Origin of the sequence: Polaromonas sp. (assembly GCF_030682935.1) — a bacterium.
GTDB lineage: Bacteria > Pseudomonadota > Gammaproteobacteria > Burkholderiales > Burkholderiaceae_C > Polaromonas.
This window is the reverse complement of the sequence record NZ_JAUXNA010000058.1, coordinates 17,980-27,978: the sequence shown is the minus strand read 5'-3', so window position 1 is coordinate 27,978 and position 9,999 is coordinate 17,980. Positions and strand designations below refer to the sequence as shown.

10 protein-coding genes and 1 pseudogene are annotated in these 9,999 nt (G+C 59.8%); 3 read left to right on the top strand and 8 right to left on the bottom strand.

What is annotated here, in order from left to right:
* Together Q8K05_RS02195 and Q8K05_RS02190 are read right to left on the bottom strand one after the other, a co-directional pair.
* Nucleotides 1-132, bottom strand: a pseudogene (locus Q8K05_RS02195) (ribulose-phosphate 3-epimerase); the annotation flags it as partial.
* On the bottom strand, nucleotides 129-884 hold the full coding sequence (locus tag Q8K05_RS02190; protein ID WP_305244905.1) for an HAD-IA family hydrolase: 756 nt from the start codon (nucleotides 882-884) through the stop codon (nucleotides 129-131). The pseudogene Q8K05_RS02195 and the gene Q8K05_RS02190, both read right to left, overlap by 4 nt.
* 137 nt (nucleotides 885-1,021) lie before the next feature.
* Between Q8K05_RS02190 and Q8K05_RS02185 the strand changes: the two genes are divergently transcribed.
* Complete coding sequence (locus Q8K05_RS02185) at nucleotides 1,022-1,933, top strand: LysR family transcriptional regulator (RefSeq protein WP_305244904.1); 912 nt, start codon at nucleotides 1,022-1,024, stop codon at nucleotides 1,931-1,933.
* A gap of 32 nt (nucleotides 1,934-1,965) precedes the next feature.
* Here Q8K05_RS02185 and Q8K05_RS02180 read toward each other — a convergent pair whose 3' ends face one another.
* The 5 genes from Q8K05_RS02180 to Q8K05_RS02160 all read right to left on the bottom strand — a co-directional run bounded on the left by Q8K05_RS02180 (nucleotide 1,966) and on the right by Q8K05_RS02160 (nucleotide 7,506).
* Nucleotides 1,966-2,262, bottom strand: coding sequence for a hypothetical protein (locus Q8K05_RS02180; protein ID WP_293469428.1), 297 nt, complete (start codon nucleotides 2,260-2,262; stop codon nucleotides 1,966-1,968).
* 52 nt (nucleotides 2,263-2,314) lie between these two features.
* Complete coding sequence (locus Q8K05_RS02175) at nucleotides 2,315-4,666, bottom strand: nitric oxide reductase activation protein NorD (RefSeq protein WP_305244903.1); 2,352 nt, start codon at nucleotides 4,664-4,666, stop codon at nucleotides 2,315-2,317.
* A 35-nt stretch (nucleotides 4,667-4,701) separates the two neighbouring features.
* The gene (locus Q8K05_RS02170; RefSeq protein WP_305244902.1) at nucleotides 4,702-5,505 is read right to left on the bottom strand and encodes a CbbQ/NirQ/NorQ/GpvN family protein; all 804 of its coding nucleotides are present in this window, start codon (nucleotides 5,503-5,505) and stop codon (nucleotides 4,702-4,704) included.
* A gap of 154 nt (nucleotides 5,506-5,659) precedes the next feature.
* Nucleotides 5,660-6,016 (bottom strand): ribulose bisphosphate carboxylase small subunit, encoded by a 357-nt coding sequence (locus tag Q8K05_RS02165; RefSeq protein WP_305244901.1) that lies wholly within the window; start codon nucleotides 6,014-6,016, stop codon nucleotides 5,660-5,662.
* Nucleotides 6,017-6,087: 71 nt separating this feature from the next.
* A complete protein-coding gene (locus tag Q8K05_RS02160) occupies nucleotides 6,088-7,506 on the bottom strand; it encodes a form I ribulose bisphosphate carboxylase large subunit (protein ID WP_305244900.1) in 1,419 nt (472 codons plus the stop codon).
* A 166-nt stretch (nucleotides 7,507-7,672) separates the two neighbouring features.
* Here Q8K05_RS02160 and Q8K05_RS02155 point away from each other — a divergent pair, with 166 nt between their 5' ends.
* Nucleotides 7,673-8,590 carry a LysR family transcriptional regulator gene (locus Q8K05_RS02155; RefSeq protein ID WP_305244899.1) on the top strand — a complete coding sequence of 306 codons (918 nt, stop codon included), beginning with the start codon at nucleotides 7,673-7,675 and terminating at the stop codon, nucleotides 8,588-8,590.
* 181 nt (nucleotides 8,591-8,771) lie between these two features.
* On the opposite strand, the gene Q8K05_RS02150 is transcribed toward Q8K05_RS02155, so the two are convergent.
* Entirely contained in the window at nucleotides 8,772-9,539 is a 768-nt protein-coding gene (locus tag Q8K05_RS02150; RefSeq protein ID WP_305244898.1) for a ParA family protein, read from the bottom strand.
* Nucleotides 9,540-9,651: 112 nt separating this feature from the next.
* Here Q8K05_RS02150 and Q8K05_RS02145 point away from each other — a divergent pair, with 112 nt between their 5' ends.
* Entirely contained in the window at nucleotides 9,652-9,858 is a 207-nt protein-coding gene (locus Q8K05_RS02145) for a hypothetical protein (RefSeq protein ID WP_305244897.1), read from the top strand.
* Nucleotides 9,859-9,999: the final 141 nt, after the last annotated feature.

The window sequence follows — 9,999 nt, the reverse complement described above, 5'->3', positions numbered from 1 at the left end:
CACGTAGTGGTTGTCCATCACGTCAAAGTGCACCAGGTCGGCACCGGCAGCCTCAATGGCGCGGACCTCCTCGCCCAAACGGGAAAAGTCGGCCGAGAGGATGGAGGGGGCAATGCGGAGGGTTTGGGTCATGACGGTCTCGTGGGCTGGGGAAGAGGCGCTGGCGCTTCGGCATGCCAGGCGCGCAAATGGGCCACCGTGGTGCCTTGCAGATTGGGCAGGATACGCAGCGCACCCGTGAAATCGTGGTGGGCCGTGAAGCTGTTGGGCGTGATCAGGGTCGCCAGGCTCGCCCCGCAAGCGGCCTTCAGGCCGTTGGCCGAATCTTCAAAAGCCAGGCAAGCGGTGGCGGGGAGGTTCAGGCGCTGCAGGGTTTGCAGGTAGACCTGCGGGTGCGGCTTCTTGCTCGGCGCCGTGGATGCATCCTCAATGACCGTGAAATACTGCCGCCAGTCCGGACCGATGGCCGAGCGGAGCAGCGCGATGATGTTGACGGGCGAGGTGGTGGTGGCAATCGCCAGTTGCAGCCCGCCCTGGCTGGCAGACTCGATCAGCCGCAGTACACCGGGGCGCAGTTGCACCGCACCGCACTGGACGGCCCGCTCGTAGGCAGCGGTCTTGAGCGCATGCAGGCGCTCCACCGTGTCACGCACGCCGGTGCCATTGATGTCCTGGAGGTCTGGCTGCACCTGGCGCCAGTAGTGCAGGATACGCTCCTTGCCGCCGGAAACTTCAAGCAGTTGGGTGTACAGCGCCTCATCCCAGAACCAGTCGCGCCCGACCTCGGCAAAAGCCTGGTTGAACGCAGCACGGTGCGCACTCTCGGTATCAGCCAATGTGCCATCGACATCAAAAATCAGGGCTTGAAGGGCGGTTGCAGACATGGCTTCTTTCAACGGGTTGGCCGCAATGGTGTCATATATAAGTCACAATGGATTTACTTTAATGGCTTCAACTCATAAACTCTAATCACGTTTTATTAAAATATCATCATAAAAAACTGATTGATTGGAACTTGGCCATGCGACCCTACACCCTCAAGCAGATGCAGACCTTCATTGAAGTGGCACGCCAGCGCTCGGTGTCCAAGGCGGCCGAGCGCTTGTTTGTCACCCAGCCGGCCGTGTCCATGCAGATCCGCCAGCTGGAAGACGCGTTTGGCCTGCCGCTGATCGAGCCCTTGGGCCGCAACATCCAGCTGACGAACGCGGGCGAGGCCTTTCTGATTCACGCCATCGCCGCCCTGGGCCAGCTCAAAGACATGGAAGCCCTGATGGCCGAACATGTGGGCATGAAAAAAGGCCGCATCGACCTGGCCGTGGTCAGCACCGCCAAATACTTCATCCCCATGCTGCTGGTGCGCTTTGGCAAGCAGTTTCCGGGCATCAACATCCAGCTGCGCATCGACAACCGCGAAAACATACTGGGCATGATGGCCCGCAATGAGGCCGACCTGGTGGTCATGGGCCGCTCTCCTGGCAACCTGAACTGCGAAGCCACGGCCTTTGCCACCAACCCGCTGAGCATCGTGGCGGCACCCGATCACCCCCTGGTACGCCGCAAGAACTTGCCGTTTTCAGCACTCGGCGAACACCACTTTGTGGTGCGCGAACAAGGCTCAGGCACCCGTGCCGCCATGGAGCGGCTGTTTACCGAACACCAGACGCTCTTAAACGTGGTGATGGAAATGCCCAGCAATGAAACCATCAAGCAAGCGGTGATGGCAGGCATGGGCCTGAGCTTTTTCTCGATGCGCACCGTGCGCCACGAACTCGCCAGCGGCCACATCGCGCTGGTGGACATTGAAGGCATGCCGATGATGGGCAACTGGTACATCACCCATCTGAGCCACAAAAAGCTCTCCCCCGCCGCCACGTCGTTCAAGGCCTTCCTGATTGAGCAGGGCGGCCCTTTGATCAACTCCTGGGCGTGAAGAGCACGGCACGCGGTGCCGCCTCAATCCGGTCAGTCGTCATCGCCGAGTTCAGGATCCCAGCCCAGGGTTCGGGCTTTTTGAATGGCAGCATCGTAAATCCGGTGATGCCGCTCGGCCAACTCAGTCGGAAGACGGCTGGGCAAATTCCCATACGGCTCCCAGGCTTTGGAAACGGCATCCAGCAACACTTGAAAGTCAGCGGCACTGCGCCCAATAAAGGTATCATTTTCTGGAAGGATGTCGAATAGCCAGGCATCACGGATGGTTCGACCTATCATGGTCATCCCGCCATTTTCTTCATTGTCCAGACCGATATAAGTTTGCATGCGTAAGCTCTGTATAAAAAGTTGATGGGTCGATGATCGCAGGTTTACGGGCTTACCGCGTCAAGCCGGCATAAAGCAAAGGCAGCCTTTCCGGCAGGCGCTCCACCTTGTCCACCACCATGTAGTTTTGCGCTCCAAAAATGCGCGACACATACTGGTCAGCGCGGGGATCCAGGCTCATGCAATAGGTACTGATGCCGCTGCGCCCGGCCTCTTCCACCGCTTTCCTGGTGTCGTGGCGCAGGTACTGCGGGTCGCGAACATCCACGTCGGCTGGTTCGCCATCGGTGATGACGAGCAGCAACTTCCTGGCCGAACGCTGGGCTTTCAATGAGGCTGCGGCGTGGCGGATGGCCGCGCCCATGCGGGTCGAGAGCTGGCCGGTCATGCCTGCCAGCCGCGCCTTGACCAGGTCGTCATAAGGCTGCCCGAAGTCCTTGAAACGCCAGTAGTTCACGTCGTGTCGGCCGTCGGAGCAAAAGCCGTGAATGGCAAACGGGTCGCCCACCTTGCCAATGGCATCAGCCAACAGCACGCAGGCCTGGCGCGTGAGTTCCAGCACGGTGTGCGCCTGCCCGGCCACGCGGTCATTGGTGGAATGCGACAGATCGAGCAGCACCATGACCGCGATGTCGCGGGTCTTGCGCACGCTGCGCATCATGATGCGCGGGTCGGGTTGCTGCCCCATGCGCATGTCGACCAGCGAGGCCAGCGCGGCGTTGATGTCAATTTCGTCGCCGTCTTCGAGCTTGCGGATGCGCTGCACGCCTTGCGGCTGCATGGCATCGAGCAAAAACTTCATGCGCGAGATGACGCGTTTGTGCTCGGCAGCAATGCTGTCAATCAGCGCCAGGTCGCCGGTTTTGGCACGCCGCTCCTGCACCGTGACCCAGGCCGGACGCTCCAGCTGGATCAGGTAATCCCACTCGGCGTAATGGCTGGGCAGCACCAGCGGCTCTTTGCCTTCGGACTCGTTATAGGACACGCCCATGTCTTCGTAGGGGAAGAGCTCGGTGCCCAGCACCCAGATTTCCTGCGCGTCGTCGCCAGCGTTCTCCACCTCCACCTCGTTGGCCAGCTCCATGAGGTTGACGTACTTGCGCACCTGCTGGGGCTCCTGGTAACCGGCGGCGATGGACTGCCCGAAGTCAAACGCTTCAAAGGCCCAGAAGTAACGGTTGTCGTCGCGGTAGGGCGCACTCTGCACATCGGTGCGCGGATGGTAGGCCGGGCCGACATCCTTGAAGCTGTGCGCCAGCGTCACACCGATGTCCCACGACACGGTATTGTCAAAGGGCCTCTCCAGCAAACCTGGTTGCGCCTGGGCAAACAGGGCTCGTCCCTCGGCAATCCAGGGATGGGCGTCGTGGTGTTCGGGGTCCAGCAGCGCCCGGGCCAGGCGGCTGAGGTAGTCACCCGCCGTGGCCGCCTGAAAAGGCGAGGCAAGGTGCAGGCTGCACCAGAGCTGGCGCAAGCCGGGAAATTTGGCGCAGGCCAGCGCCTCCACCCGCGCATCCTCGATCACCCCAATCAGTGCCATCTGCCAGGGGTTCAGTGCCTCAGCCGGGATCGGCTGTCGGGTATAGACCAGGTGCGCAGCTGCATGGGCTGCGGTAGCCCGGTACAGCTCGGTGGCGCTGACCGTGCCTTGCGGTCCGTCCACCGCATCAAAGGCATCGGGCAGGTGAATCAGATAGTCTTCAATATAGGGCTTGTAGCCCTCGCGCGACTCGAAGTCGCCCGAGGTCGGGCGCATGAAAAAGTCGCGGCCCCACAGGGCACGCAGGTACATGTTGATGCGCCGCTGCACATCCACCAGCAAGGTGCCCTTGCGCTCTTTTTGCAGGATCGCCAGCGACTCTTTGGAGTTCAGGCCGAAGTACTTGACCTGCTCTTCGTAATTGGTGCGGTGTGCGTGCGCGCCCCAGTTGACCCAGCGGCGCAGACCACCGAGCGTGAGCTGGCCCAGCAACACATCAAGCTTGTCGAGCATCGGGCGCAGGCCACGTGGCGCCTGGTTGACCAGGGCGCTGACCACCTGCAGGTATTGAAGAAACAGCGTGCCATCGGCCAGCCGGGTGGCTGCCGTTGGCGAGGTCGCCAGCACCAGCTCGATGACCGCGCCCGAGGTCTTGGAGGCCAGCATCAGGGCCGAGGTGACCAACTCGGCCACCACGTCCTCGCCCACCTCTTTGGCGACCTGCGGCGCCGCATCGATCCAGGCATTGACCAGGCTTGCACCCTTGCCCAGCCCGCGCAGCGCCGATGCGCCCTTGACATAGCTGTCCAGCCCGCGGGCCGAGAACACGCGGGTGGCATCTGGCCAGGTCTGCACCAGCAGCGCGCGTGATTCGGGCTCGAGTTCGTCGAGCCACTCCTGATAATCGTCAAGATGGACGGACATGGCGTCCTCCGTGTGCTATGCGGTGAACCGCGTGATCAGAAGAAGGTGGCGACGGCCGCGTCCAGGGCGTCGCGCATGTCGGGGTCGTCGGTAATGGGACGCACCAGCGCCACGCGGCAGGCCGCCTGCGCCGCCACACCCCGGGCAATCAGGCTGCCCGCGTAAATCAGCATGCGGGTCGAGATACCCTCGTCCAGGCCGTGGCCCTTCAGGTTGCGGGCGCGCTCGGCAATCGACACCAGCTTGCTGGCCACCTCGGCCGACACACCGGTTTCATGGGCCACGATTTCGGTCTCGATGTCGTGCGCGGGGTAGCTGAAATCAAGCGCGCCAAAGCGCTGCTTGGTGGACTGCTTCAAGTCCTTCATCAGGCTCTGGTAGCCCGGGTTGTAGGAAATGACCACCTGGAAATCAGGGTGCGCCTTGATCAGCTCGCCTTTTTTCTCCAGCGGCAATATACGGCGGTTGTCGGTCAGCGGGTGAATCACCACCGTGGTGTCCTGGCGGGCCTCGACCACTTCATCGAGGTAACAAATAGCGCCATGGCGTGCGGCCGTGGCCAGAGGCCCGTCCTGCCAGCGCGTGCCGTTGACGTCGAGCAAAAAGCGCCCCACCAGGTCAGAGGCGGTCATGTCCTCATTGCAGGCCACGGTGATCAGCGGCTTTTGCAGCTTCCAGGCCATGTATTCCACAAAGCGCGTCTTGCCGCAGCCGGTGGGACCCTTGAGCATCATGGGCATGCGCACTGAATAGGCGGCCTCGAACAGCTCCACCTCATCCGCCACGGGGCGGTAGTAGGGCTGCAGTGTGACGCGGTAGGGGTCGATGATGTCGCTCATGAAAGTCTCCACTCGAAAAATGCCGGGAACTTGACGGTGTTTGTGCAAGGGTGGCCAGCGGGCCGTACCACACCTCAAGGCGCCTGTAAAGGCAAGCACACCTTGAGGTGTGGCCCCGGCATGGATCACGCCGGAGCCTGGTTTGAACTGCCGTTTAGACAGTTTTACCGCGGTAAATCACCATCGACGCATCTTGCGATTGCGTGAAGTTGTTGTAGCCAATCAAACGCACATGATTACCGGGGTTCGACTTGTGGCAGGCATCGCATTCAGCGAGGATTTTGTCCACATCAGTTTCGCCGAACATAGGCAATTTCCACATGTACCAGTAGGAGTCCATCAAGTATTGCGGCTCAGTGTGCTCAACAGCCGGGTTCAATCCCTTGCTCACGATGTAAGCCACTTGCTTGCGGATTTCATCCTTGGTCATGGCAGGCAGGTAAGAGAAGGTCTCAAATTTGCGGCTGGCCGGGTCACTCAGACGGCTCTTGTAATCCATTACTTCAGACATTTCATTTCCTTTCAGGTTTTAAAGGCCGAAAACCGGGGCAAATTCGCAAAAAACCACCCCGAGATTTCTGTTTACTTGTGGGCAACGTCGAGCTTGTCGACGGTGTCGAATTCGAACTTGATCTCTTTCCATGTCTCCATGGCGATCTTGAGTTCGGGCGAGTGCTTGGCTGCATCCATCAACACGGTTTTGCCTTCTTTCTCTACTTCTACGCCTTCGTTGCGTGCTTTGACGCAGGCTTCAACCGCCACGCGGTTTGCCGCAGCGCCAGCCGCATTGCCCCATGGGTGGCCGAGTGTGCCGCCGCCGAACTGCAGCACGGAGTCATCGCCGAAGATGTTGACCAGTGCAGGCATGTGCCAGACGTGAATACCGCCCGAGGCCACCGGCATGACACCCGGCATGGAGCCAAAGTCCTGGTCAAAGAAGATGCCGCGCGAACGGTCTTCCTTGATGAACTTGTCGCGCATGATGTCAATCCAGCCCAGGGTGGCTTCGCGGTCGCCTTCAAGCTTGCCCACCACGGTGCCGGAGTGCAGGTGATCGCCACCCGACAGACGCAAGCACTTGGTCAACACACGGAAGTGAATACCGTGGTGCGGGTTACGGTCGAGCACGGCGTGCATGGCGCGGTGAATGTGCAGCAACATACCGTTGTTACGGCACCAGTTGGCCAAGCCCGTGTTGGCAGTGAAACCACCGGTCAGGTAGTCGTGCATGATGATCGGCGAGCCGATTTCCTTGGCGTACTCGGCGCGCTTGTACATCTCTTCTGGTGTAGGCGCCGTGACGTTCAGGTAGTGGCCTTTACGCTCGCCGGTTTCGCGCTCAGCTTTTTCAATGGCTTCCTGCACAAAGTCAAAACGCTGCTTCCAACGCATAAACGGTTGGCTGTTGACGTTCTCGTCATCTTTGGTGAAGTCCAAACCGCCACGCAGACCTTCATAGCAGGCGCGACCGTAGTTCTTCGCCGACAGACCGAGCTTGGGCTTGATGGTGCAACCCAGCAACGGGCGACCATATTTGTTCATAATGTCGCGCTCAACCTGGATGCCGTGGGGCGGGCCACCACAGGTCTTGACGTAGGCAATGGGGAAGCGAATGTCTTCCAGACGCAGGGCGCGCAGCGCCTTGAAGCCGAACACGTTGCCTACCAGCGAGGTCAGCACGTTGACGATAGAGCCCTCTTCGAACAGGTCGATCGGGTAAGCCACGAAAGCGTAGAAACAGGTGTCGTCACCGGGTACGTCCTCGATCTTGTAGGCGCGACCCTTGTAGTAGTCCAGGTCGGTCAACAAATCGGTCCACACCGTGGTCCAGGTGCCGGTGGACGATTCGGCGGCCACGGCGGCGGCAACTTCCTCACGGCTCACGCCCGCCTGGGGCGTGATCTTGAATACGGCCAGAATGTCGGTCGCGAGCGGGGTGTATTCCGGGGTCCAGTAAGTCTGGCGGTATTCTTTCACGCCAGCGTTGTAGGCTTTTGCCATGCTGTCTCCTTGTCAGGGTGGTAAAAATCATCACTTTGGTGCTCAAAGCGCGCCAATTTGGGGTGGCTTTGCTCTGAACTGATGAGGATTGTTGCCCCGGCACAAGATATATAAAAGTAAAATGTTTTAACCATAATGATAGATTTTTATAAACCATTTACTTTTTATGCACTTACGTCACGCGACCCTGCACCAGTTGCGCATCTTTCTGGCTGTCGCCCGCCACAGCAGCTTTGCCCGGGCCGCCGAGGAGTTGCATTTGTCGCCGCCTACCCTGTCGCTACAGGTCAAACAGCTGGCAGAAACCGTCGGGCAGCCGCTGTTTGAGCAACTGGGCAAAAAGATTTTTCTCACTGCTGCCGGGCGCGCACTGGCCGATGCCTGCCAGGACATCGAGAGCCGCATGGAGCGCCTGTCGCAAGACCTGGCAGCCCTGCGCGGCGTCGAAAAAGGCAGCCTGAAGATCGCCATTTTGACCACTGTGAAATACACCGTCCCCAAGCTGCTAGGGGGATTTTGCGCTGCACACCCGGGCATCGAGGTCGCCATGTTTGTTGGCAATCGCGAAACCCTGCTGCAGCGCCTGGCCAGCAACCAGGACGACCTCTACATCATGGGTCAACCGCCCCAACAACTGGACGTGGTGAGTGAAGACTTCGCAGAAAACCCGCTGGTACTGGTGGCCCCGCCAACGCACCCGCTGGTAGGGCAACCCAGCGTGGCGCCGCAACGCCTGGCGAACGAGTCCTTCATCTTGCGCGAGCCCGGTTCGGGCACGCGGCTCTCCGTCGAACGGTTTTTTGCAGAGCACGGTATCACACTCAAGAACCGGCTGGAGGTCGGAAGCAACGAGGCCATCAAACAAACGGTGGCCGGCGGCCTGGGGCTGGCGGTACTGTCGGCCACCACCGTGGTGTCAGAGCTGGCACTCAAGGAACTGGTGCTACTGGAGGCGCAAGGTTTCCCCCTGATCCGGCACTGGTATGTGGTTTACCCAAAGGGAAAGAAACTCTCGGCGGCTGCCACCGCGTTCAAGGCCTGGTTGTTCGAGCATCGTCCCTCATCGACAGCGCCCACCTCCTGACCGTGCTCAGGCGGCCCCCCCGACTTCCATGCATGGCGAACCGTCCAGCCCTTGTAACAGGAGCGATTGCCGGGGACGGTCATCGTGGCACAGCGGGCCCCGGGCCGCTGCAAGAAGCGGATGACCTTCCAATGCGGACAAGGCACTGGCGGTGGCCCGGTCGTCAGGCTGCGCATCAATATCAACGCGCCAACACGCCATGCAAAGCCACAAATGCCTGCGTCAGCTTGTGCCCGGGATCCAGGTAAATCATGGGCAGTGACTGCTCATGGGATTCGCGGATCTTGATGGACGAAGGCAGATAAGGCTGCAGCACCGGCAAGCCTTCCGCAATCAGTTCATTGACCATGCGCTGGGGCAGGTTGGCCCGGGGCTGGAACTGGTTGACCACGATGCCTTCGACCACCAGCTCGGCATTGTGGTCGGCCTGGATTTCCTGCACGTTTTCCAGCAGGGTGTAGAGCGCCTTGCGTGAAAAATCATCGCAGTCAAACGGAATCAGGCAGCCGCGCGCGGCAATCAGCGCCGAGCGGGTGTAGAAGTTCAGCGCGGGCGGCGTATCGATGTAAATGCGGTCGTAGTCCTGGGCCAGTTGCGCCAGGGCTTCGCGCAGCTTGTAGATTTTGTGACGCGATTCGAGCTTGGCCTGCATCTCGTCCAGCGCGGGGCTGGAATGCATCAGGTCCAGGCCTTCGTGCGGCGTGGCCACGATGAATTCGCTGGGCGCCACGCTGCGCAGGCTGTAGCTGAGCGTGTTTTCAAAAAAACCCGCCACGGTGGGCTGGCCTTCAGCGGCTTTGCCGCCCATCAAATAAGCACTGGAGTTGCCCTGCGGGTCCAGGTCAATGACGAGGGTGCGCAGACCCTGGCTGGCACTGATGGCGGCCAGGTTGCAGGTGATGGTGGACTTGCCCACCCCCCCTTTTTGATTGAAAACAACACGCGGCATGACGAGCTTCCTTGGGTTGAGGGGCGAATGAAGAAATGGACGACCTGATTGTGACCGGCCTCAATTCATCAGAAAAAACCGACTCCACAGACAATTTATTTAAATTTTAATTATGAATAAGCTTGCCTATGGTTCAACCCATCGCTGGCTTCCCACCCTTAAAAAACCGGAGATTTCACATGGATCAATGTCCCCACCACCGATGATTTCACCCGTATCTTTGGCCACCATGCCACCATGCCACCATGCCACCGTGGTAGACCGGGTGGAGCAACTGCCCGAAAAGCTGACCGGCCTTTTTGTAAGCCTCACTAAATAATTAATAAAAACAGGCTCTAGCCCTCTACGACACTAAACAAGCAGCTATTAATAAGCGAGCATTCAGGCGAAAGACTGGCAGCCGCAGTCGCGCAAGCTCCATGCACGACTGCGCTCTCGAAGCGTTCTGGATCAGGGGTTT